The organism is Pseudomonadota bacterium (genome assembly GCA_026388315.1).
Lineage (GTDB): Bacteria > Desulfobacterota > Syntrophorhabdia > Syntrophorhabdales > Syntrophorhabdaceae > MWEV01.
This window is the reverse complement of sequence record JAPLKA010000046.1, coordinates 13,028-37,095: the sequence shown is the minus strand read 5'-3', so window position 1 is coordinate 37,095 and position 24,068 is coordinate 13,028. Positions and strand designations below refer to the sequence as shown.

Genomic DNA, 24,068 nt, shown 5'->3' with positions numbered 1-24,068 from the left:
ACCGTTAAAAATAGAACCGTTCTCAATTAAAATATTTCTTGTGGTAATGTTGCCTACATGCACGGATGTGTCTTTTAATATGACCTGTTCACTGGCCGTGACATCCCCCGTTATTTCTCCATGAGAAATGAGATTCTGAGTGGTGATGGTCGCTTTTACTTTTGCGGTAGGCCCTATAATCAACAGACCTTCCGATAATATTTCCCCATCAAAAAGACACTTCAGCATGAGAGAACTTTTAAACTTGATTGTACCGGTAATCTCAAGATCTTCAGCAATTACGGTGGTAATTTTGTCATCGCCGTATTCTATGGCATTAACTGTCATCCCCTGTTACCTCCTTTTTGTTAAAGATAATGCTACTGACTTATATTTATATCTTTAACTTTCATTAAACAGGAACCGTTAAAGGCAGCGCCGCTCTCGATGTTGAGATCCGGTGTAGTAATATTTCCATTGTGAACGGATGTATTTTTCAGAACAACCTGTTCGCTGGCTATCACATCTCCGGTTACTTCTCCATGTGAGATCAGGTTTTTTGTGGTGATGGTCGCCTTTACTTTTGCAGTAGGCCCTATAATCAACAGACCTTCTGATAATATTTCCCCATCAAAAAGACCCTTCAGCATGAGAGAACTTTTAAACTTAATTGAACCGGTAACCTCAAGATCATCAGCAATTACCGTGGTAATATTCTCTTCGTTAACTTCTGTATTATTAACTGTCATTGCATGGTACCTCCCGCTTTTTTTTTTGATTTCAGAGATAATAAATAAATACACATATTTTTCAGGGGTTGTAATATATTTGAATTAGATCTTTTCATATAATTTTACCTGATATGTCGAGTTGTACTATAGCTATCATGACCTCACACTCAAACAAAAGGTATATTAACCACCATTGGTGATCTGGACACCTGTGTTTATTTTGTCTATATATCGTAACCCTCTTCGCTGAACATGTCAACGAAAACGAGACACTTCATGAAAAATTTAATGTACTTCCCATCGTTCTTCCCGGGCGATGGTTTATTGATCCAAATGATTAAAAACCAAGATAACCAAAAGAAAAATCATTGTATTCCATGTTTTTAAAGAGTTAAAATTGTTATATTTTGGAACTTCAACATAAGCTTTAGTTTGAAGAGGGTATACTATGAAAAAAATTATGGAATGTGTACCGAATTTCAGCGAAGGAAGGGATTTAGACAAAATAGAAAAGATCATTGCACCTTTTCTGGGAAGAAAGGGTGTAAGACTACTGAACTGTGAGAAAGATGCAGACCATAACCGGATGGTTGTGACCGTTGTGGGTGAGCCCGAGCTGTTGCGGGATGCGGTTATCATGGCGGTTGGAGTTGCCATTGATGTCATTGATATGAGATTTCATCGGGGTGAACATCCCAGGATGGGCGCAGTGGATGTGATCCCTTTTGTCCCCATTAAAAACGTGACGATGGAGGATGCTATCCGACTCTCGAAAGAGGTTGGAAGAGCAGTGTGGGAAAGATATGGACTGCCGGTATTTTTGTATGAAGCCTCTGCTATTATCCATGACAGGGAGAACTTGGCGAATATCCGCAAGGGGCAGTTTGAGGGGATGTCTGAAAAAATTAAATCACCCGTGTGGAGGCCTGATTTCGGGGAGGCGCAGATACACTACACTGCAGGAGTGGTTGCCATTGGTGCACGGATGCCGCTCATTGCCTTTAACGTGAACCTCGATACGGACAATATTGAGATTGCTAATGCTATCGCAAAGGCGGTGAGGCATATAAGCGGGGGGCTCAGATATTGCAAAGCTATCGGTATTGCCTTAAAAGAGCGGAATATCACCCAGGTTTCCATGAACATGACTGATTATAAGAAAACACCGTTATACCGGGTTGTCGAGCTTATCCGGATAGAGGCAAAGAGGTATGGTGTCAATGTGGTGGGAAGCGAAATCGTTGGTCTGACCCCTATGGAAGCATTGGTTGATGCGGCAGCATATTATATGGGGCTGGAGGATTTCAGTGTTGAGAAGGTGCTTGAGGCAAGGATTGTGGAGTAATTGTGTAAAGAGTTCGAGAAGTTTGTGTCAGAAAGGCTCCGTTTTATTTCTATTTAAAATAATCTGCTCCTGGACCTTTTTTACAAATTCTATCGGATTCGGGATCATGCGAATGGAATGAACGAATCCTCCGGTACGTCTTATGAGGATCTTCCCGAAGTTTAATATGTTGCCGAGCGCGGGCTGGTGCATGTCAATATATTCAATGGTTGTGAGGGGAATATCGTAAATTCTTTTCCAGGGAAAGCCAAACCTTGCAAGAAGTCTTCCATCTGTTATTAAAAATTCGGAGTTACGGTAACTCATAATTGAGAATATTGCCCAGACAACCCCGATAATGAGCAGTATCAAAGCGCCTACCCCCCGGGAAGGGATTGAAACTCCTGCTATGATTAGAACCATTGCCGGTCCGAGAAGCATTACCCAATGAAACCCGGTACGGTATACTATCTGCTCATTTTCCTGGAGATTGATCCGGTTTTTATTTTTTTGTGATCTTTTTAACATAGACCTCATTGTTTTCCATTTTGAGAACCATAGTAACCCTGTCTTTTACCTTAATATCATTGATCGTGGCATCTTTGCCACCCGCCGTAATCCTTGTATCATCATTGACGATACCGCCGTTAATATATTCTGTTTTGCCAACAACGATTTTGACCAGTATGGCTTTGCCTTTTTCATCGATCAAAACAACTTCGCCGGTGGCGGTTCTTAATTCTTTTCCTTCCGCAAAAACGCTAACTGTGATTAAAAGCAATGCGATTATTAAGGTACTCCCTAAAAAAACCTTCGTTTTCATGGTAAAATCCCCCCTTGTGATAAATTCAGATGAAAAAAATGTTAATGGCATGATATCAGTTGGACTCTAAATTGTGTATCAGGTATTCCGTTTCTCCGAGTGCTTCTTTTGCTCCATTTCCGATGGCGATGAACTCAATGGGTTCACCCTTGTCAGCTTCCAAGTATTTGGGACAGAGGATTGATTTAACGTTTAAATATTGTTTTTTCCCGAATAAAATGAAGTTATAATATTTCATCCTGTCTTTGTGGATGTATAGTTCGCAGTCATGCTTTCGTGCTATTTCGGCCAATGCAGCAATTTCTATATTGAGTCCCCTCTTATTTTCTATAACGATGCTTAACCCGGTAAAGTCGTTTTTCTCAAGAGATTCTTTCTCGTCTCTCCATATGGAGCCATACTTTTCAACCCATTCCAGTGCTGCCTTTTCAGTGCCTATGTCGTGTCCCTCTTTTTCTGACTCGATCCATTTATATTTCATGATCTCGGCATTTTGTTCTCTCACGTCTTCTATCTGTTTTGCCATGAGGAAATCTGATTCATAATTGATCAGGAAATCAACGATTGCCTCTTCAAGAGAAATTTCCCTGCCTTCTCTCTGAGAAAGGTAGTACTTGTGCACTTCAATGGCGCGAAGCTCGGAGGGGATAAGGTCGATCTCTTTTATTGTCATCTTTTTTTTATGCTCCCTTCTTCTTCAAGCTGAAGACATAAGTTGTGGTAACTGGGGCCACTAAACAGCCCGCATGTTTTATGCCGGTTCTTCAAGCCTGTGAAGAAAAACCTTGCGGAATAAAGATATTGATTTTTATATTGGAATGTCAATAGTTGTTTAAACTGAAGCAATTTGGTTGTCAGTTGTCTTTTGCCTGAAATTCTACAACATTTGATTTATTTTCATCCATAAGGACCCTGCCGCTGTATGTTCCACCTTCGGCTATTGCAAGCTTTGCGGTCAGGATGTCACCGGACACGAAACCCTTCGGGGCTATTTCAACAAGTCCTTTAGACTCTAAGTTTCCTTCAACCTTGCCGCCAATGTTAATGCCATTAGCTGTGATGTTGCCTTTTATATATGCCTTCTCACCGACAATTACATGTTCGGCAGCAATATTGCCCTCAAATGTGCCATCTACCCTGAGTGTACCTTTTATATGAACATCCCCTTGAAAACTCGAGTTTGAGCCAATGAGTGATTCCAGTCTGCTGTTGTTACTCTTTTTGAACATACATACCTTCATCTAAGAAATTTTTGGGATTTACGAAGCTGCCGCTTTTTAATACACTGTAATGGAGGTGGGCAGTCTGGGCATTGCCGGTAGCGCCAACATATCCGATTGTCTCACCTTTTCTTACTCTCTGCCCTACTTTTGCTAAGTTTTCCTTATTATGGGCGTAATATGTTGAAAAACCCATTCCGTGCTCTACAACAATAAGGTTCCCATTGTTACCGCTCCAACCGGAAAAGCTGACAATTCCATTTGCTGTAACCTTGACGGGACTGCCCGCACTGGTTTTGATGTCGATCCCCAGATGGAATTGTTCTCTTCCTGTATGAGGATGTATTCTCCTGCCGTAGTATGATGTAATGCTTCCTTTGACGGGTGAGCCTATTGGTGTAGCTTGGTATATATCTCTCTGTCGATATAGATAATCCTTTATCTCCGCCACTGCATCAATCGTCTTCGCAATTTGTTTTCTCAGGTTTTCGAAATCTATTAAATCTGGTGACCCTGCGGATGAAGTGTCAATATTTTCAAGGATATCTTTCTTAGACTTGAGGGAAAACAACTTTTTAAATTCTGTTTCACTATTTTTAAGACCCAGAATAGTTCCATGGAGTTCTGAAAATTGCTGGGAGTAATAGTTGAGCCTTTGTTTCATTACCCTGTATTCAATAGTCTGCACCGTTTTGGAAAAGACAAAGATTGTTCCTACAAGCCATAATGCAACACAAACGATAATCCCTAAAGATGGCATCTTGATGCTCAAAGGCTTTTTACTATTGTGAGGAATAAACATGATTGTAACAGGCATGAATGCCTTTTTAACAAACTTTTTTAGATTATGGGTGGATAACATAACTGTCTCCCCGAATGGACTCTAAGTAAACTGAAACCTTTATTAAAAAATTGACGGAATGTACATGATAGCAACATTAAAAGAAATATTCAAGAAAATTTGGTAGTGGGTCAGTTTGGAATAATAAACTTGACAAAATAAAAAGGTAAATATATTGTAGGGAGAAATGATAATGCCGGAATCACCAATATTCACTATTAAAATAAAAAATCAACAACCAGTAGAACTTGTTGATTTAACAAATAGTTTTTTTAGCCTTGCTGATGAATATAAACGATTTATAGGACAAGATGTTATACAAGAATCGGGCGATATCCCAGAAGAAATTAAGCTATATATAAAAGAGATCAGAACTGGTAGTATTGAAGCTGATTTGGTGGCCTATGCTGCTGGTATGATACCCTTTCTTGAACATACCAAGACAGTTATTGAATTTGGTAAATATCTAAAAATGGCCTACGATTATCTTACTGGTAAATCATGCTCAAAGCCTCAACTACAAAAAATAAATTATGAAAATCTCTCAGCGTTTGTAGAACCTATTGCAAAAGACAACGCTTCACAAATAAATTGTCAAACAATTATTAATGGAGATGTTAATGTTTATCTCGATATTAATTCTCTTGAAGCAAATGCAGCACAAAACATTGCTAAAAGGGAAATAAGCCTTTTAAGAGAACCAATTATAGGTATTAAAGAAAAAACTCTTCTTTATTGGTATCAAGCAAGAAATGATCCAAAAAGTCAAGTTGGAGATAAGGCAATTATAGAAAGTATACAAACTAATCCCACTAAAACAATCTTTAGAAATGACAATATTAAATCGCAAATGATTTATGGAGAAAATCCATTTAAATCAGCATATATAGTTGATGTACAAGTTGAAACAATTCAAGGTAAACCAGTTGTATATAAAATACTTGATATTCATGAAAGAATTGATCGTTCTCCTGAACCCAGCCCGGACTCTTCTGATACTCCAATAGTACAGAAACCGAAGCGAAAATTTAATTTTGATACATAGCCAATTTATTTTATAAGAGACACTATATCTTCAATATCCCACAATTGATCTGTAACCCCTGCGGCCATTGCCGGGGTTATTCTCAATGTTTGATGAATCCGGCAAAAATTATAATACATGAAATGAAGGGCCACCGCATGAGCAAGGTTTTCTATCTTTTTTGAGAAAGCATTTGTTAATCTCGTAAATCTTCTCATACTCATTCTCATGGTAAGGTTTTGCCTTTCAACATAACTTGTAGATGTTAACTTAAGATCGGGATTGCCTTGAATAACTCTCTTAGCTGTTCCTATACATTGTGCAGGACTATACCGTGTTTCGTTTTCTATAGGCGTACCATACATCTTTATGAGTTGGCTAAAATCAATGTCAGGGCCAAAGGCATCATCAACAGCATCTAAATACATCTTGTGACCATCGGTAGTTAGCTGCACCCTATTAGTCATACGTCCGGCAAGATCATTCATAAAGCCTGTCGCTGTGCCTACATCCCTTTTCCCAATATGCCATGAGGGAACAAGTTTTGTATCGGCGCATATAGCTGTAAACGTCCATACATCACCGTAACCAAGTCTACCCTGTTTATCTTCTGGTACGTTCTTTTGTTTTGCATAGCAGAAAGACCATATCTCATCACACTGGATACGCTTGCATGTAAGGTTACGAAATACTTTATCCTGATATTCTGAACAGGCTTTACCTATATCACAAAGAAGTTTTATAACCGTTCCCTTGGCAGTATCAGTCATACGGCAAGTAGCACGAATAGAATTACCTTCTACTAAAGCAGCTATTATTTGTGCTCTCTTTTTATTGTCCAACTTATTCATAATATAATTATACTTGACCGCTCAAGCATTGTCAAGTAAAAAATGTGAGAAATAATTTAGGTGTTTTCTTTTTCATCCTTAAAAAGACCGAAATTTTCTGGCGGCTCATCGACAGCTACATAATCCATCCCTATCAATCCATATGTACCCGGAAAAGGTCTTGTAAATATTTGTTTATTTTTGACGTAGGTTGATAGGCTGCTTACCAATGATGCCCTAATCTGTTTAGTGGGCTTTACTCCTATACCAACAAGTATATCTGCTATGTAGAGAGGCTTATTTACTTTAGTAAGCAATTCACGTGTTTTGTATGGCATACTTCCAGTACGTAGTATGCAGTCGTCCGTCACTGTCACATCCAAACCTATATCTTCTCTTGGGATAACCTTCAAAGTGTCTTGAATGGCTTGTATATATACTTTAGCCTCACGTATCTTTATTTCATACTCTTGTATTTCGATATCTTTTCTTTTGATTTTCTCAACTAATTTTTCTCTCAGTCCCATACAATACCTCCTTATAATTTTGTATTATAGCATATGTGGGATATGTGTGACAATATTAAAATTGTATTTGACAAGTTACGGGAAGTATAATATTATTTAATCACTAAATGTGAAGGAGGGTTATTCAAATGATTATCAATTTAAATATAATAATCAATCAATTAGAAGCATCAAAAAAAACAACGAAGAATGGTGGAGAGTATTGGATGGCACGTGATATTCAGCCCATACTTGGATATGATAGATGGGAAAACTTCAAGAGTGTGATAGATAAGGCAAAGTTGGCATGTGAAAGTTCAGGTTTTGATCAAACTGACCATTTTCGTGAGACCAAGAAAATGGTATCTATAGGCAGTGGGGCTATGAGAGAACGGCACGATTATTTTTTAACAAGGTATGCTTGTTACCTTGTGGCCATGAATGGAGAGACAAGTAAGACTGAAGTTGGTATAGCACAAACATATTTTGCGGTTCAAACAAGAAAACAAGAAAAACAAGACCAACTTACTTCAATCGGAAGGCGCATAGAGTTGCGTGAACGCATTAAAAATGCTAATAAAAAATTAGGTGAAGCAGCAAAAAATGCTGGTGTACAAAAATATCCCATCTTCCATGCAGCAGGGTATCGTGGACTATATGATATGGGTTTGGCTGATATAAAAAAGAAAAAAGGGCTTCCTCCAGATGAAGATATACTTGACAGAATGGGCCGCACAGAACTGGCTGCTAATGAATTTAGGATTACTCAAACAGAAGACAAATTGGTTAGGGATGGTGTATTCGGAGAACAAAAAGCTATAGATACTCATCGAAAAGTGGGTCAGGAAGTACGTAATACCATCAAAAAGCTTGGAGGTACAATGCCGGAAAACTTACCGGCAGAACCATCTATAAAAAAGATTATTTGTAATAGTCCAAAGGCCATTGGGAAATAATTTATTTTCCCCATCTTGTCTTGGCAGCTTTCAGAGCTATTTCTTTTTTTCTTTCGTCTGTGAGTTTTTCTGCCCTTGCCTTGCCGCCCTTCAACCCCCCTAATCTTCCAAGAGCGACAGCATACGGGTTCTTTTCTTTGATAGGTTCTATTGGGTGGGCTTCTTCGGTAGGTTTTTCTTCCGTGGTTTGATCTGTAATAAATTTAGCAAGTTGGTTAATGTCGGTAGGTGTCTTCTTCTTAGCCATACCCTATGTATAGCATGAGCGGTTAAGCATGTCAAGATGAAGAAAATTTAAACTGACCCACTACCGAAAATTTATAAGCAAAATTTATAAGCAATTTTAATTATTGACAATTGTGCTAAAATATAGTAAATATTCACGTTTTTGCAATATTTTAAGGAGGTGGTGCCGTTATGCAGTGTGCAACAGTAAAAGTAGGTGTTGAATGTCTTTTTATGAAGAAGACAGGGTGTTCCTATAATGGTGGTACATGTAACACGATTGTGGAAAGTTGTGAAGGATGCACGAGAGTGATAGAGTTTGAAGCAGGGAAATATTGTACCAGCTTTCCCTATCCAGCACAAAAATGGCAGAAAGGTGCATGCCCTATGTCATCTCATGTGAAGAAAGGGCAAAAAGTGGAAGAGCAGAAAATCAACCCTCTTAAAGCATCGAAGAGAAATGCCGGGAAAAAGTAAAACTATCAAACAGCAGGGCCAATGAAGGCCCTATCGTTCTAAATTAATTATAATTTACGCTGTTGGGTGTTTGAGGATAAGAGAAGATATGAAACGAGGTATATGCATATCAAGAATATGGGATGTACCTCTCCATATCTTCTCAATTTCCCATGTTGAAGTATGCAGGACTGCGTTTTTGATTGACTTACCATAATAATAAGTGGTAAAAAGAACAAAATAAATTGGAGGACCTGTTTTGAGGAAAAATAAATCTGCGATTAAAAGAGCGAGACAGTCAGAAGAAAGAAGATTAAGGAATTCTCATGTGAAGTCAACTATGAAGACCCAGATTAAGAGGGTTGTTCAGGCCATGGCAAGCAAAGATAAAGAGCATTTGGATACATTGGTTAAAGGCGCAGTATCATATATTAATAAAGCTGCCTCAAAAGGGGTTATACACCCGAATAATGCTGCCAGAAAAGTTTCCAGATTATCAAAAAAGGTTAATATCTTTTCATCAGCAAAGGCTTAATCTAATAATCAATCAGAATAACAGAACAGAATTTTCTTGCCATACGTCCTGAAAGCCTTTTCAGGGCGTCTCTTTTGTTGAAATCCTCTGCGTTTATGTCTACCACGTTATATGTTTCATAATCAGTGAAGGACCACTTCCTTAAAAGCACCCCGTTCTTTCTAAACAGGGCAATATCAACATTGGCGGTAATAGTTTTTTCAACGACCACACCATACACATTCATCGTGGCAGGCGTTATCTTGATTTCGGTGATATTCCCTTCTAAATACCCGTCAGTGTTGCTGGTGTTTACTTTAAAAAGCCCGCTCGAGACGATTTCCCGTGTGAAGGAATCAGTAACATAAAGGGATGCGTGAGGCTCATAGGTCTTATTCTTGAATACAGGCACATAGAGAGATGTTATGTCACCACCATAAATGCCTTTGTCCTTCACCAACTGGTAACCACAAGAGCATAAAAGTAAAGCAGAAAGAATAATTATACATATTTTTCGCTTACTTGTTTGGAATATTGTGATATTCATCATGTTATGTCACTGCTCCTTTCAGGATTCGAGGGTTTTAAATACATACAATGTTCACAAGCTTATTCGGAACAACAATCGTTTTCTTAACCTCTTTGCCTTCTGTATGCTTTTTGATTTTATCGAGGGCAAATACAATTTCTTTTAACCGTGTTTCGTCGATACCCCTTTCCACTTCGCAGGTATCCCGTAATTTACCATTAATCTGGACAGCTATCATTACTTTATCTTCTATGATGTACTTTTCATCGTATTCAGGCCAGAATGTGGCCAGGTAATCTGGATTTTTTCCGATAATTTCCCATAATTCTTCTGTTATCTCTCTGGGTCCGTTCTTTTTCAAGAAATTTATATATGGCGTTCACAAGCTCCATAATGCTTGCCACAGCCGTGTTTAAGTGAAACCTGTCTATGTCTTCTGTAACCTTTTTAATTGTTTTGTGGATTTTATAGGTAAGCTGTATTGTATCGTCATTTGCTTTTTCGGGTTTGAGGGCGCCTTCAGTATCTTTTAAGGTTTCAATCCGCTCAACAACCAGCCTCCATACCCTCTGAAGAAATCTGTAAGAGCCTTCCACCCCTTTATCACTCCACTCGAGGTCCTTTTCAGGCGGGGACGCAAAAAGACAACATAGTCTTGTTGTGTCTGCCCCGTATTTTTCTATCAAATAATCGGGGTCTACGACATTCCCCTTTGATTTACTCATTTTTGCCCCGTCTTTAATGACCATACCCTGAGTGAGAAGGTTTTTAAAGGGTTCCCGCTCATTCACCAATCCAAGTCCATTCAACACCCTGTTAAAAAACCGTGAGTATAACAGATGGAGAACTGCATGCTCAACTCCGCCGATATATTGATCAACAGGCATCCAGTAATCCACTTTTTTCTTATCCAATGCTCCGGCGGAATAATCAGGACATGCATACTTGAGGAAATACCAGGATGATTCTACGAATGTATCCATGGTATCCGTCTCTCTTTTTGCCTTGCCTTTACATCTGGGACACTCTGTTTCAAAAAAGTCCGGATATTCAGCAAGGGGTGATTTTCCTACCATCTTGATTTCAAGGTTGAGTGGTAGGACAACCGGTAAATCTTCATAAGGAACAGGAACTACTCCGCATTTCTCACAATAGAGAACAGGAATAGGCGTTCCCCAGTACCTCTGCCTTGAAATACCCCAGTCTCGCAGACGGAAATTAATCTTTCTCTTGCCCAGACCTTTTTCTTCGAGGTAATCGATAATTGCCGGGATTGCCTCTCTGTTATTCATATTGTTAAAATGGCTTGAATTGACCATCTTTCCATCGCCCTCATATGCCTCTTGCATGGTTTCAGGGGTGAGGGGCTTGCCATCAGGCATGATTGTTATAATGACAGGCAACCCATATTCCTTTGCAAACTCAAAATCCCTCTGGTCATGGGCAGGAACCGACATGATTGCGCCTGTACCATATTCCATCAGAACGAAGTTCCCGATATATATTGGTATTTTTGTGCCATTTAAAGGATTTATTGCATATCTGCCTGTAAAAACCCCCTCTTTTTCAATACTGATTTCAGCCCTGAAGCTTCTGTCCTGCCTCTTCACCTTTTCTATAAAAGCATGGGCATCTTTTTCCTGGGGGGTTCCTTTGGGGAGCGTATATGAAAGTGGATGTTCAGGGGCGATCACCATGAATGTGACACCATACAGCGTATCCGGTCTTGTGGTAAAAATGGTAAATGGTGCGCCATCCTCCAGAGTAAAATTAGCTTCAACGCCAAGGCTTTTGCCGATCCAGTTTTTCTGCATGTTGAGGACTCTTTCAGGCCATCCTGGAAGTTTGTCGCAATATTCGTACAGTTCGTCCGCATATTGTGTAATGGCAAAAAACCACTGGGTAAGCTCCTTCTGTATAACTTTTTCACTACATCGCCAGCAGAGTCCTCCTTCGACCTGCTCATTTGCAAGAACTGTCTGACATTTGATACAGTAATTCACAGGTGAACTTTTCCTGTATACAAGGCCCTTCTCGAACATTTTAAGGAATATCCACTGCTCCCATTTGTAGTATTCAACGTCACAGGTTGCAATCTCCCTTTCCCAGTCATAGCTGAAGCCCAGTCTCTTAAGCTGTTTCCTCATGTATGAAATGTTGTCATAGGTCCATGTAGCCGGATGAACCCCCCGCTCTATGGCAGCGTTTTCTGCCGGCATTCCGAAGGCATCCCATCCCATTGGATGTAAAACATTAAAGCCCCTCATCCTCTTGTACCTTGCAATAACGTCACCTATGGAATAGTTTCTTACATGCCCCATATGTATTTTGCCTGATGGATAGGGGAACATCTCGAGAAGGTAGTATTTCTCTTTTGTGCTGTCTTCTGTTACATGGAACAGTTGATCTTTCTCCCATATCCCCTGTCTTTTTTCTTCTATTGCATGTGGTTCATAATGGTTCATTTAAGTAACCCCGTAAAACTGTCTTATTGGTCATATTAGTCTTATTGGTTCTATTGGTTAATACTATAAACTAATGAAACCAATTCAACCAATCAAACAAATGAAAGCGTTTATTTATTCATCATTGCCCGGATGCGGAGCCTCAAGGCATTAAGCTTTATAAAACCGCCTGCGTCCTTTTGTTGATATACATTATCTTTATCGAATGTTGCAAAATCTTTCATATACAGGGATTTTTCAGATTTTCTCCCCACGATCATGCAATTTCCTTTGTACAATTTCAACCGGACAACGCCTGTAACCCCCGACTGTGCTTCATCGGTAAATGCCTTAAGAACTTTCATTTCCGGAGAGTACCAGAATCCATAATAGATAAGTTCTGCTACTTTGGGAATCAGGCTGTCCCTGAGATGCATGACCTCTCTATCCATCGTGATGGATTCCATGGCCCTGTGGGCAGCATGGAGGATAGTGCAGCCAGGGGTCTCGTAAACCCCCCTTGACTTCATGCCCACAAACCTGTTCTCAACGATGTCAACACGGCCTACACCGTTTTCTCCACCGATTTTGTTAAGATGCGTGATGATATTACATGGTGTCATCTCTTTCCCGTCAATGGCCTTAGGCGTGCCGTCTTCGAATGAAATCTCTATGTAGCGCGGCTTGTCAGGTGCCTTCTCAGGCGAAACAGTGGTGAGAAACATGTTTTCATCCGGTTCATTCCATGTGTTTTCAAGTATTCCTCCCTCATAGCTTATATGCATGAGGTTTCTGTCCATGCTGTAAGGTTTCTCTTTGCTGACAGGCACGTCAATGCCGTGCTTTTGGGCGTAATCAATTAATTCTCCCCTCGATGAAAAACTCCATTCCCTCCAGGGAGCTATTACTTTAATGTTCGGCTCAAGGGCATAGTAGGTAAGCTCAAACCTGACCTGGTCATTCCCTTTCCCTGTTGAACCATGAGAAACAGCATCTGCATTTTCCATTCTTGCAATTTCCACCTGCCTCTTTGCGATGAGGGGTCTCGCAATGGACGTGCCGAGCAGATAACTTCCTTCATATATGGCATTGGCTTTTATGGCAAAAAATACGAAATCCCTTGCAAACTCTTCTTTCAAATCCTCTATATAGACTTTTGATGCCCCTGTTTTGATTGCTTTTTCGTCGAGTCCTGTTAATTCCTCTTCCTGACCGACATCTGCTGCATAGGCTATCACTTCGCAGTTATATTGTTCCTTCAACCATTTCAGGATGACCGATGTGTCAAGACCACCCGAGTAAGCGAGGACTACCTTTTTTACCTGTTCCATCATCTACCTCCAAGTTTTAAAGGATTCTATTTGGACCCTTATTTGTTTAGGTTAAAAGCCACTCCAGGAGCGCCTTCTGTAAATGCAATCTATTTTCTGCCTGTGTAAATATATTATTCTGATATCTCTCAAAAACGCTGTCTGTAATCTCCTGGTTTCGGTATGCAGGAAGGCAATGCATTATCATCACATCACTTTTTGCGTTTTTCAGGAGATCATCGTCAATCTTATATGATGCAAAGGCGAGCTTTCTCTCTTCCATTTCCTTTTCCTGCCCCATGCTGACCCACACATCTGTATTGATAACATCAGCGTTATGAACAGCTTCGTAAGGGTCATCGGTAATCATGAATTTTTTGTTTTCTTTAGCCTTTTCAAGCAACATGTCAAGGGGCCGGTAGTTTTGTGGTATTGCCATGCTGAGATTGAGATTAAAGAGGATTGATGCCTCTATCCATGAATTTGCAACATTGTTTCCATCACCTATGTAGACAATTTTTAAATTATCAAAACCTTCCTTAAATTCAGCAATAGTGTATAAATCTGAAAGGATCTGACAGGGGTGATAAAGGTCGGTAAGACCATTAATGATGGGGATACTTGCCCACTTTGCAAGCCCTTCAACTACATCCTGTTCATATGTCCTTATCATAATTGCATCCACGTATCTGCTTAACACCCTTGCCGTGTCTCTAATGGGTTCGCCCCGTCCTAACTGGGTTTCATTTGCATTCATAATGACGGCATTACCGCCGAGGTCATGAATCCCCACCTCAAAAGATACCCTTGTCCTCGTTGAGGCCTTCTCGAAGATCATGGCAATGTTTTTACCCTTGAGAGGCCTGTGCTCAATGCCTCTTGTCCGAATATCTTTGAGATATTTTGCCCTCTCCAGGAGATACGTGACTTCATCCCTGCTTATATCAAGAAGTTTTGTAAAATCCCTTTTCAACCTTTTTTCACCTCATGGTTATTTAATTTAATTTTTAGTATTCGCTATCTACTATTCACTGCTTTTATATGTCTTTCAAATATCCTGTCTGCAATCTCAAGGAAAATATCAATTTCTTCATTCTTTATTATCAGTGGTGGAACCAGCCTGAGTATATTCCCCTTCGTACAGTTTATTATGACCCCTTCCTGCAAGAACTCTTTTACTAAAGGGTCTCCGTCTATTGATAACTCGATGCCCCAGATAAGCCCGATACCTCTGATTTCAACGATAAAAGGATATTTTTCCTTGAGGGCCAGAAGTCCTTTATGCAGATACATGCCTAAGTTGATGCAATTTTTTAAAATGTTTTCGTCTGTAATGGTGTTAAGGGTGGCAATAACGGCCGATGAGGCAAGGGGGTTCCCGCCAAAAGTGGATGCGTGGGTTCCAGGTTCAAATGCCTGCATTACATCATCCTTGCCGATTATTGCCCCTACGGGAAATCCATTTCCCAATGCCTTCGCAAGACTCATAATGTCCGGTTCTATATCGTAATGCTCGTACGCAAAAAGCTTGCCGGTTCTCCCGATGCCCGTCTGGACTTCATCGAGAATTAAAAGGATATCCTTCTCTTTCGTAAACTCCCTCAGTTTTCTGACATACTTTTTGTCCGCCAGATAGACTCCGCCCTCTGCCTGAATCAGTTCAAGAATGACAGCGCATGTTTTGTTGCTGACAGTTTTTTTTAAACTTTCCATGTCGTTGAACGGGACATACGTAAAACCGCTGAGGAGAGGCGAGAAACCTTCCTGAAATTTTGTCTGTCCTGTTGCAGAAAGTGTGGCCAATGTACGCCCGTGAAAAGAGTTTTCCATGGAGATGATTTCATAACGGTCTGCACCGTATTTTTTCCATGAGTACCTTCTTGCAAGCTTTATGGCAGCCTCATTTGCCTCGGCCCCGCTGTTGCAGAAAAACACCTTGTCTCCGAAGGAATGTTCAACGAGTATTTTTGCTGCCTTAATCTGTTGTTCCATGTAAAAGAGATTAGATATATGGAAGAGTTTTCCAGCCTGGACAGTAAGGCTCTCCACAACATCTTTCTGTGCGTGACCAAGGTTGCACACCGCAATTCCTGAGAGAAAATCCAGGTATCTCCTCCCGTCCATGTCCCATATCCAGCATCTTTCACCCTTTGTGATAACAATGGGAAATCTGTTGTATGTATTTGCAAGATATTGTTTCCCGTAATTAATCCATTGCTCCTGCATATTATGCGCCTCCCGTGATTTTTGTGCCTATACCGGAATCAGTGAAGATTTCAAGGAGAATAGCGTGGGGGATTTTTCCATTGATAATGTGTGTTTCCTTTACACCGCCTTCGAGCGCATCGAGGCAACAATCCACCTTGGGGATCATACCACCGGAAATTGTTTTATTTTTAACAAGTGTACCAATTTCAGATTTTTTCAGGGATGACAAAAGTTTCTCTTCATTATCGAGAACCCCCTCCACGTCTGTCAGGAGTATCAGCTTTTCTGCCGATAAAGCTTTGGCAATGCTCCCGGCGGCTGTATCGGCATTGATATTGTATGAGTTGCCATCAACGCCATCCGCAAGAGGGGCTATAACAGGGATATACCCGTGCCTGTTAATATCTTTAATGATTGCAATATCTACGTTGACTATTTCTCCGACCAGGCCGATATCTTTGCCTTCCATCTTCTTGGCAACGAGAAGTCTCCCGTCTTTTCCGGAAAGACCGATGGCCTTTCCTCCCATGTCATTGATATTCTTTACTATTTCCTTGTTGATACTGCCTGAAAGCACCATTTCCACCACTTCAAGGGTTTTTTTGTCTGTAACCCTGAGCCCATCTACGAACTTTGTAGGTATCTTCAATTCCTTAAGGAGCCTTCCAATTTTTGGGCCGCCTCCGTGTACGACAACAGGATTGATCCCCACATACTTCAGGAGGGCCACATCTTTTGCGAATTCCTTTTTAAGATGCTCTTCCTCCATAGCAGCGCCTCCGTATTTGATTACAAAGGTGGTACCGAAGAATTTTTTTATGTAAGGCAGCGCCTCAAGTAACGTCTTTATTTTCTCGCTCATCTTTTTTCCTTTCAAGGCATTTTACTCATCACTCGTAACTCATAACTTAACATTGTTTTTATAATATGTATCTGCTCAAGTCCTCTCTCTCCAGAAATTCTCCGAGTTTTTCGAGGACATATTCCCTTGTTATAGTTATTTCTTTTTCCTTCATATCCGGGGCGGAATAAGAAATATCCTCAAGTAATTTTTCCATTACCGTATAAAGACGTCTTGCCCCTATATTTTCTGTCATCTCATTGATCTTCTGCGCAATGTCCGTTATCTCTTCAATCGCTTCTTTTTCAAATTCAAGCTTAATATCTTCTGTATTGAGAAGAGCCCTGTACTGTTTAAGGAGTGCATTGTCAGGTTCAGTAATAATTCTGTAAAAGTCCTCCTTTGTCAACGGGTCAAGATTAACTCTTATGGGGAATCTTCCCTGTAATTCCGGAATCAGATCAGAAGGTTTTGACATATGGAAAGCGCCTGCAGCAATGAAGAGTATATGGTCTGTCTTTACCATGCCGTATTTTGTGGTGACCGTTGTTCCTTCAACGATTGGGAGTATATCCCTCTGCACACCTTCCCTTGATACGTCCGGGCCGTGCATCTGGTCCCTGCTTGCTATTTTGTCGATTTCATCGAGGAATATGATGCCCGATTGTTCAATCCTCTCAATGGCATCCTTCACTACCTTATCCATATCGATGAGCTTTTTTGATTCTTCCTGGATGAGGTGATCATAGGCATCTTTTACCTTTATCTTCCTCTTTTTTGTTTTTTTGGGCAGGATATTGCCGAACAAATCCCTTATCTGCATGTCCATCTCTTCCATGCCCTGGGCTGAAAAGACCTCAATTATAGGCGATGCCCTGTCCGGCATATCCAGTTCCACCAGCCTTTCGTTCAATTTTCCATCTCTGAAGCGTGTCCTTATCTTTTCCCTTGAAAGGTCTTCTGCTTCATGATTGTTCTGAAGTTCGGCTGTCTTTCTCGGTACTGGAAGCAGGATATCCAGTATCCTCTCTTCTGCCATAACAGTTGCTTTTTCTTTCACCGATTCCTGCTCTTCCTTTTTTACCATATTTACAGAGAGTTCTGTGAGATCCCTTATCATGGATTCCACATCTCTTCCTACATAGCCCACCTCGGTAAATTTTGTGGCTTCTATCTTCAAAAATGGTGAATTTGCCAGTTTGGCAAGACGTCTCGCTATCTCTGTTTTACCGACCCCTGTGGGTCCTATCATAATGATATTCTTTGGAGCTACTTCGTCCCTCAGTTCTTTTGGTATCATCTGCCTTCTCCATCTGTTTCGTAAGGCTATGGAGACGGCTTTTTTTGCCTTTTCCTGGCCGATAATATACCGGTTCAATTCTTCCATAATCTCTCTGGGTGTCAATATTTTCATTTACAGCTCCTCTATGATGATCCTGTCGTTTGTATAAATACATATCTCGGAGGCAATCAACATGGATTCCCGTACAATTTCAGGAGCAGCCATGTCGGTATATTTAACAAGCGCTTTTGCAGCAGCCTGTGCATAAGCGCCTCCGGAGCCTATAGCTGCTACGCCATCGTCAGGTTCTACGACGTCACCGGTTCCGGAGAGTATGAATGTATGCTCCAGGTCGGCCACGATCATTAACGCCTCAAGCCTTCTTAATGAACGGTCGGTTCGCCAGTCTTTTGCAAGTTCAACGGAGGCCCTTGTTATGTTCCCGTTATATTGCTCGAGCTTTTTCTCAAACCTTTCAAAAAGGGTAAAGGCATCTGCTGTTGCACCGGCAAAGCCGGCAAGACAACGGTCTTTGAACAATTTCCTCACCTTCTTTGCCGTATGTTTTATGACTGTTGTATGCATGGTGACCTGCCCGTCGCCGCCAATAGAAATCCTTCCCTTGTGTCTTACACAGATTACTGTTGTTGCTTCCATTTTTTACCTTCTCGGATGAGATTTGTCGTATATCTCCATCAATTTATCCATGGAGATGTGGGTATATTTTTGTGTTGTTGAGAGTTTTGAATGACCAAGCAATTCCTGAATGCTTCGCAGATCTGCTCCACTGTCCAGCATATGCGTGGCAAAAGAATGCCTTATGCCGTGGAGCGCAAGATCTTTAAAGAGGTGGGCTTTGATTTGATGTTTCTTCATGATTTTCAGGAGCCCCCTGTATGATAATCGTGTTCCATGTGCGTTTACAAAGAGAGGACCTTTTGATGCCTGTTTCCCCGCTGTTCTTATTCTTATTAAGCCTAAATACTCCTCAATTGCAAGTTTTGCCTTATCTCCAAAGGGGAGTATTCTTTCTTTGCCGCCTTTCCCTTTCGCCTTAACCCACATCCCATCCAGATGGAGGTCTTCTACATTCACGTTGAGCGCTTCCTGTGCCCTCATGCCAGTCGAATACATGAGTTCAAAAATTGCGCGGTTCCGAATATTCAACCAGCCTTCTTTGGGGAGGTAGTCGAGAAAGTGAAACATTTCATCAATCGTATAAAATTTAGGGAGATGTTTTTCAATTCTCGGGTTCTTAATTACCAGGGCTGTGTTTTCTTCAATGTATCCCTTCTTCTTCATGAACCTGAAAAACACCTTTATCGAAGAAACCTTCCTGGACAGTGAAGATTTTTTCATATTTTTATAGACATTCACAATATATGCCCTGATAGCGTGATGGTCTACCACCTCATATGAGCTTTTCTCAATAAAATCTATAAAATCTTCTATGTCCCCCTTATATGCCCTCTGGGTATTATATGAGGCCCCTCTTTCGAGTTCTAAATATTTGTAAAATTCTTTTGCAATAGCCCTTACCCTGTGTTTATCCATAACAGTATTATTTTATTATATTTTTCCAAATAATCAAGTAAATTCCCCTTAGCAACAGTTATTAGCTCTTGGCTATTAGTTTTTTTGCTTTTGTGTTTTTCTAATGACTAATGGCTGATTGCTCATAGCCGGTTGTTCCCATTCAAAACAAATTGAATCCTTGACAAAGAGAAAATGGATTTCTTATAATATGTGAAATTTTTCATTATAACTTGGAGGACTTATGTGGGACAACCTAAGCCTTAAAGAAGTTGTAGACTATGCCAAAGACCCATATCCGTCTATAAGGCAATGGATCAAGGATACAGGGAAGAAGGCGGTAGGAAGCACGTTTGCTGATGTTCCGGAGGAAGTGATTTATGCCTTCGGCTTTCTTCCGGTTACACTCATGGGAACAAACAAACCTTTAAAAAAAGCCCCCAGCCATTTACCGGATAATGCATGCTCATTGGCAAGGAGTAATCTTGAGCTTGTCTTGAGTTATGAAGGAGATCTTTTTGATGGTTTTGTTCTGCCCCAAGTATGCGATACCACTCAGCATCTGTCAGACATATGGCGAATAAACTTTCCGGATAAATATGTAGAAAGTTACCTTGCGCCGCGCCAGGCAGACAGGCCAAGTGCCCGTTACTGGGTGAAGGAAGAAATTGAGAGGGTAATGGCTTCACTCACGAAGTGGTCAGGCAAAAAGATAACAGATGCTGACTTAAATGAGGCCATAAAGGTGCATAATGAAAACAAGGCCCTTCTTAAAGAGATTTATGAAATAAAGAAGAAAAATCCTGCTGCTCTGACTAATAAAGAGTTTTTCGCAATGATGAAGTTGTCCCAGCAGGTCGATAAGGTAGAATTCAATAAGAGCCTTAGGAAGATCAAAGACAGCCTGAAGACTGAGAATGGAAAGGGCTATACCGACGTTGTTCTTGTGGGAATTACCTGCGATCCTCCTGAAATATATGATCTTTTTGACGAGATAAAGCTCAACATTGTTGGTGACACGCTTCTCGTAGGAACAAGATACATCCAGGGCGTTGTCTCTGCCAACGCGAATCCTATTGATGCCCTCACGGAAAGGCATTTCAAGAGGGGTTTTTTCACACCGATACATGACAATGTATATAAGAACTTTGAAGAAGTGAAAGCGCTTTACAAAGAAACAAATGCAAAAGCGGTTATCTACGTTCACATAGAATTTTGCGAATCTCAGGAGTATGACCTGCCTGACCTCAAGGCGATGATCAAGGCGGAAGGGATACCAATGCATACCCTGGATACCGAATACCAGACATTGTCTCTCTCCCATGTAAGAACGAGGCTGCAAGCATTCTTTGAATCCTTGAAAGGGGGCACCTTATGAGCGAAAAATTGACTTCAAAACAATTATCGAAAAAGATTACCGACGAATATATGGATGAGGCATTTCATGCCCATGAACTCGGTAAGCTGATTGGTTATTCAACGGCTATATCACCTGTTGAAATCTTTGTTGCCCATGACATTGTTCCGATTTACCCGGAAAACCATGCTGTGGCAAATCTGACTGCCAAAAAGGGCGCCGAGCTTTGCAGCATAACGGAAAATATGGGATATACCAGCCATTTATGCGCATATGCGCGAAGCGATATGGCATATAGAAAATCAGGGATAACAGTCACTAAAGGTATTCCTGAACCTGACTTTTTTCTTGCATGCAATGCCCAGTGCTTTACATTGACGAAGTGGTTCCAGGTGCTGGCGAGAAAAGGAAACCTGCCGGTTTTTGTCTTTGATACCCCTGAACACATAATGGATAAGAAGGCACGGGAAGAAATTGTGAAATACTGTGTCCTTCAACTCAAAGAGCTGATCAGTTTCCTCGAAGAGATAACGAAAAAGAAATTTGACTATGACCGGCTCAGAGAGGTCATGAAGTATTCAGCCCAATCAAGTATCCTCTATAAAAAATTCCTCGACATGGCGCAGTACAAGCCGTCACCGATCAGCATCTTCGATGAACTCATCGGCATGGCTATTGCCGTGTACAGAAGAGGCACACAGGAGTGTGTTGACTATTATCAGACCCTCTGCGATGAGATTCAGGCAAAGGTCGACCAGGGGATTGGCGTGCTTCCTAAAGAAAAGGAAAAGTACCGTCTCTACTGGGAAAACCTTCCTGTATGGTTCAAATTCAGTGACCATGCAAAGCTGCTCGGTTCTTACGGCGGCGTGATCCTCACATCGCTCTATGTACACGCCTGGAGCTTCGAGTTCGATCTTGACAAGGATCCTCTTGTAACCCTTGCCGAGAACTATGTATCGAGATTTTCAAACTCTACTATTGAAGACAGGGTGGATATGGCAATGGATCTCTTCAAGAGATATTCCATGAACAGCATGATCATGTTTATGAACAGAAGCTGCAAGGCCGTTTCTTTTGCAGTGCCTACCCTGAAGGATATCCTTACGAAGAAGACAGGCATTCCTGCCCTCGTATTCGAAAGCGATATGGGTGACCAGAGATTCTATGCTGAATCCCAGGTCAGGACAAGAATCGAGGCATATTTCGAGACATTGGACAGGCTTCAGGCCAAAACAGCATAATAGAATAAGTTAAGAACATCATAAATGCCCCAGGTGAATGCCATCCGGGGCATTTTTTGTTTTTAAAAAAGGTTGTCGGTATGGGTACGCGGGGGCATGCTTCCCCCGTTTTGTATCATATGTAGTGAACAAGTGCACGGCCTTGATTTTTCAGCCTTTGAATGATATTCTTTAAAAGCATTAAATAGTGTATTTTTAAGCAGTTATTTTAACGGGAAGAGGTTTTGCTATGGAAAGATTTAAGGTTCTTGTTACAGACAACATTTCAGAAGAAGGAATTGATATCCTGTCCCGCGAAGGAAACATTGAAGTTGATATACGGGCGGGCATTAAGAATGAAGAGTTAAAGAAAATAATCGGTGAATATGATGCTATTATTACACGGAGTGGTACCAATATCCCTGCAAGTTTGATTGAAAACCCGGGAAAGCTTAAAATCATAGGGCGTGCCGGGGTTGGCGTCGATAATATAAACATAGAAGCGGCAAGCAAGAAGGGGATAATTGTCATGAATGCCCCTACAGGGAATACCCTTGCTGCAACAGAACTTACCATCGGGATCATGCTTGCTGCTGCGCGGAAGATACCCTTAGCGAATGACTCATTAAAGGCAGGAAAATGGGACAGGAAAAAGTTCCTGGGTATCGAGCTTCATAACAAAACACTTGGTATTGTGGGACTCGGCAGAATAGGGAGTAATGTCGCCATACGGGCAAAAAGCTTCGGAATGAAGGTTATAGCCTACGATCCTTATATTAAAAAGAGCAAGGCAGACTCCCTCGGAGTAATATTGTATGACAAGCTTGAAGACCTCCTCAGAGAGGTAAACGTTATTACCTTTCATACCCCTTTAACAGCCACCACAAAGAACATGATTGCCGCAAAAGAAATGGGATTGATGAAAGACAATGTGATCTTTGTGAACTGTGCGAGAGGAGGCATTGTAAACGAGGACGATTTGTACAATGCCCTCAAATCAGGGAAGGTATTTGCTGCCGGTGTGGATGTTTTTGAAAAGGAGCCCCCCGAGAGCAATAAATTGCTTGAACTTGAAAATGTTTTTGCAACACCTCATATCGGGGCCAATACAATGGAAGGACAGGAAGCGGTCTCTGTCATTATTGCCGAACAGGTTGCAAATGCGCTGAACGACAGGCCATATCTCAATGCAATAAACATCCCCTTTATAAAATCTCAGCTCCCGGACAATCTCCAACTTTACTTCAATCTTACTGAAAAGATGGGCAAACTGGCCGCTCAGATAGCAAAGGGCAGGCCGGAGATGATCAAGATTGTCATGGTAGGGAAAAACTTCGAAGAAGACCTCTGCGAGCGAAAATTCGATGTACCTTTCAGCTACCAGCCCTTTACCATTGCAGGGTTAAAGGGCTTTCTCAATGTGAGCCTCCAGGAATCTGTAACGTTTATCAATGCACCGTATATAGCAAAAGACAGAAATATTATTGTGGAAGAGACGAAAACGGCCCAGTTTGACAAGTTCAATGATCTCATCATATTTACCCTGAAGACGGATCAGGGAGAAATGGGTATTGCAGGAACAGTATTTTCCGATAAAATGGGGAGAATAGTGCTTCTGGATCGTTTCCACCTGGACATAATCCCAGAAGGAACCTTCCTCCATTTTAAAATCTTTGACAGGCCGGGGATTATCGGAAAAGTGGGAACCATACTTGGAGGCCATAGTATAAATATTGCCGGTTTTGGTGTATCACGACACAAGAGCGGGGAAGAAGTTGCCTTTGTTTCCGTTGATGACCCCATCGGGAAAGACGTCCTTGAGGAGATACTGAAGATCGACGGCATGATCGAGGCGAAGGTGATAGATTTATAAATACAGTGAATAGTAGATAGTGAATAGTGAATAGTGAAT

The 24,068-nt window shown here is 41.0% G+C and carries 26 protein-coding genes and 1 pseudogene; 8 read left to right on the top strand and 19 right to left on the bottom strand.

Features of this window, described 5'->3' with window-relative positions:
• Together NTX75_05565 and NTX75_05560 are read right to left on the bottom strand one after the other, a co-directional pair.
• The coding region (locus NTX75_05565; protein ID MCX5815697.1) for a polymer-forming cytoskeletal protein at window positions 1-327 on the bottom strand (327 nt) is incomplete at its 3' end.
• Between the two features lie 32 nt (window positions 328-359).
• A complete protein-coding gene (locus tag NTX75_05560; GenBank protein MCX5815696.1) occupies window positions 360-728 on the bottom strand; it encodes a polymer-forming cytoskeletal protein in 369 nt (122 codons plus the stop codon).
• Between the two features lie 430 nt (window positions 729-1,158).
• Between NTX75_05560 and ftcD the strand changes: the two genes are divergently transcribed.
• Complete coding sequence (ftcD, locus tag NTX75_05555; protein MCX5815695.1) at window positions 1,159-2,055, top strand: glutamate formimidoyltransferase; 897 nt, start codon at window positions 1,159-1,161, stop codon at window positions 2,053-2,055.
• Window positions 2,056-2,082: 27 nt separating this feature from the next.
• On the opposite strand, the gene NTX75_05550 is transcribed toward ftcD, so the two are convergent.
• From NTX75_05550 to NTX75_05530, 5 genes are all read right to left on the bottom strand, one after another.
• Window positions 2,083-2,562, bottom strand: a complete 480-nt coding sequence (locus NTX75_05550) for a PH domain-containing protein (GenBank protein ID MCX5815694.1) — start codon at window positions 2,560-2,562, stop codon at window positions 2,083-2,085.
• On the bottom strand, window positions 2,537-2,857 hold the full coding sequence (locus NTX75_05545; GenBank protein MCX5815693.1) for a hypothetical protein: 321 nt from the start codon (window positions 2,855-2,857) through the stop codon (window positions 2,537-2,539). The genes NTX75_05550 and NTX75_05545 overlap by 26 nt, the downstream gene beginning before the upstream one ends.
• Window positions 2,858-2,912: 55 nt before the next feature.
• Entirely contained in the window at window positions 2,913-3,530 is a 618-nt protein-coding gene (locus NTX75_05540; protein MCX5815692.1) for an HPr family phosphocarrier protein, read from the bottom strand.
• 181 nt (window positions 3,531-3,711) lie between these two features.
• Window positions 3,712-4,086 carry a polymer-forming cytoskeletal protein gene (locus NTX75_05535; GenBank protein ID MCX5815691.1) on the bottom strand — a complete coding sequence of 125 codons (375 nt, stop codon included), beginning with the start codon at window positions 4,084-4,086 and terminating at the stop codon, window positions 3,712-3,714.
• Complete coding sequence (locus NTX75_05530; protein MCX5815690.1) at window positions 4,070-4,939, bottom strand: M23 family metallopeptidase; 870 nt, start codon at window positions 4,937-4,939, stop codon at window positions 4,070-4,072. The genes NTX75_05535 and NTX75_05530 overlap by 17 nt, the downstream gene beginning before the upstream one ends.
• A gap of 172 nt (window positions 4,940-5,111) precedes the next feature.
• Between NTX75_05530 and NTX75_05525 the strand changes: the two genes are divergently transcribed.
• Window positions 5,112-5,963: a hypothetical protein gene (locus tag NTX75_05525; GenBank protein MCX5815689.1), complete on the top strand. Its 852-nt coding sequence runs from the start codon at window positions 5,112-5,114 to the stop codon at window positions 5,961-5,963.
• A gap of 5 nt (window positions 5,964-5,968) precedes the next feature.
• On the opposite strand, the gene NTX75_05520 is transcribed toward NTX75_05525, so the two are convergent.
• Entirely contained in the window at window positions 5,969-6,793 is an 825-nt protein-coding gene (locus tag NTX75_05520) for an IS1 family transposase (GenBank protein MCX5815688.1), read from the bottom strand.
• A gap of 56 nt (window positions 6,794-6,849) precedes the next feature.
• The gene (locus NTX75_05515; protein MCX5815687.1) at window positions 6,850-7,299 is read right to left on the bottom strand and encodes a hypothetical protein; all 450 of its coding nucleotides are present in this window, start codon (window positions 7,297-7,299) and stop codon (window positions 6,850-6,852) included.
• Window positions 7,300-7,427: 128 nt separating this feature from the next.
• Between NTX75_05515 and dinD the strand changes: the two genes are divergently transcribed.
• Window positions 7,428-8,234, top strand: coding sequence for a DNA damage-inducible protein D (gene dinD / locus NTX75_05510; GenBank protein ID MCX5815686.1), 807 nt, complete (start codon window positions 7,428-7,430; stop codon window positions 8,232-8,234).
• Window position 8,235: 1 nt separating this feature from the next.
• Here the strand turns inward: dinD and NTX75_05505 are convergent, their stop codons facing one another.
• Window positions 8,236-8,481 (bottom strand): hypothetical protein, encoded by a 246-nt coding sequence (locus NTX75_05505; GenBank protein ID MCX5815685.1) that lies wholly within the window; start codon window positions 8,479-8,481, stop codon window positions 8,236-8,238.
• Window positions 8,482-8,651: 170 nt separating this feature from the next.
• Here NTX75_05505 and NTX75_05500 point away from each other — a divergent pair, with 170 nt between their 5' ends.
• Together NTX75_05500 and rpsT are read left to right on the top strand one after the other, a co-directional pair.
• The gene (locus NTX75_05500) at window positions 8,652-8,936 is read left to right on the top strand and encodes a PxxKW family cysteine-rich protein (GenBank protein ID MCX5815684.1); all 285 of its coding nucleotides are present in this window, start codon (window positions 8,652-8,654) and stop codon (window positions 8,934-8,936) included.
• Between the two features lie 238 nt (window positions 8,937-9,174).
• Window positions 9,175-9,450 (top strand): 30S ribosomal protein S20, encoded by a 276-nt coding sequence (rpsT, locus tag NTX75_05495; protein ID MCX5815683.1) that lies wholly within the window; start codon window positions 9,175-9,177, stop codon window positions 9,448-9,450.
• A gap of 1 nt (window position 9,451) precedes the next feature.
• On the opposite strand, the gene lptE is transcribed toward rpsT, so the two are convergent.
• From lptE to NTX75_05450, 9 genes and pseudogenes are all read right to left on the bottom strand, one after another.
• The gene (gene lptE / locus NTX75_05490) at window positions 9,452-9,979 is read right to left on the bottom strand and encodes an LPS assembly lipoprotein LptE (protein MCX5815682.1); all 528 of its coding nucleotides are present in this window, start codon (window positions 9,977-9,979) and stop codon (window positions 9,452-9,454) included.
• 34 nt (window positions 9,980-10,013) lie between these two features.
• Window positions 10,014-12,423 (bottom strand): annotated as a pseudogene (gene leuS / locus NTX75_05485) (leucine--tRNA ligase).
• Between the two features lie 110 nt (window positions 12,424-12,533).
• The gene (locus tag NTX75_05480) at window positions 12,534-13,736 is read right to left on the bottom strand and encodes an argininosuccinate synthase (protein MCX5815681.1); all 1,203 of its coding nucleotides are present in this window, start codon (window positions 13,734-13,736) and stop codon (window positions 12,534-12,536) included.
• A 43-nt stretch (window positions 13,737-13,779) separates the two neighbouring features.
• Complete coding sequence (argF, locus tag NTX75_05475; protein ID MCX5815680.1) at window positions 13,780-14,685, bottom strand: ornithine carbamoyltransferase; 906 nt, start codon at window positions 14,683-14,685, stop codon at window positions 13,780-13,782.
• A gap of 44 nt (window positions 14,686-14,729) precedes the next feature.
• Window positions 14,730-15,938 carry an aspartate aminotransferase family protein gene (locus NTX75_05470; protein MCX5815679.1) on the bottom strand — a complete coding sequence of 403 codons (1,209 nt, stop codon included), beginning with the start codon at window positions 15,936-15,938 and terminating at the stop codon, window positions 14,730-14,732.
• 1 nt (window position 15,939) lies between these two features.
• Window positions 15,940-16,782, bottom strand: a complete 843-nt coding sequence (argB, locus tag NTX75_05465) for an acetylglutamate kinase (GenBank protein MCX5815678.1) — start codon at window positions 16,780-16,782, stop codon at window positions 15,940-15,942.
• Between the two features lie 58 nt (window positions 16,783-16,840).
• Window positions 16,841-18,175, bottom strand: a complete 1,335-nt coding sequence (gene hslU / locus NTX75_05460; GenBank protein MCX5815677.1) for an ATP-dependent protease ATPase subunit HslU — start codon at window positions 18,173-18,175, stop codon at window positions 16,841-16,843.
• Window positions 18,176-18,700: an ATP-dependent protease subunit HslV gene (hslV, locus tag NTX75_05455; GenBank protein ID MCX5815676.1), complete on the bottom strand. Its 525-nt coding sequence runs from the start codon at window positions 18,698-18,700 to the stop codon at window positions 18,176-18,178.
• A gap of 3 nt (window positions 18,701-18,703) precedes the next feature.
• The gene (locus NTX75_05450; protein MCX5815675.1) at window positions 18,704-19,597 is read right to left on the bottom strand and encodes a tyrosine-type recombinase/integrase; all 894 of its coding nucleotides are present in this window, start codon (window positions 19,595-19,597) and stop codon (window positions 18,704-18,706) included.
• A 223-nt stretch (window positions 19,598-19,820) separates the two neighbouring features.
• Here NTX75_05450 and NTX75_05445 point away from each other — a divergent pair, with 223 nt between their 5' ends.
• The 3 genes from NTX75_05445 (at window position 19,821) to serA (ending at window position 24,029) form a co-directional block, all read left to right on the top strand.
• Entirely contained in the window at window positions 19,821-20,954 is a 1,134-nt protein-coding gene (locus NTX75_05445; GenBank protein MCX5815674.1) for a 2-hydroxyacyl-CoA dehydratase family protein, read from the top strand.
• A complete protein-coding gene (locus tag NTX75_05440; GenBank protein ID MCX5815673.1) occupies window positions 20,951-22,177 on the top strand; it encodes a 2-hydroxyacyl-CoA dehydratase family protein in 1,227 nt (408 codons plus the stop codon). The genes NTX75_05445 and NTX75_05440 overlap by 4 nt, the downstream gene beginning before the upstream one ends.
• Before the next feature lie 229 nt (window positions 22,178-22,406).
• Window positions 22,407-24,029 (top strand): phosphoglycerate dehydrogenase, encoded by a 1,623-nt coding sequence (serA, locus tag NTX75_05435; GenBank protein ID MCX5815672.1) that lies wholly within the window; start codon window positions 22,407-22,409, stop codon window positions 24,027-24,029.
• Window positions 24,030-24,068 lie beyond the last annotated feature (39 nt).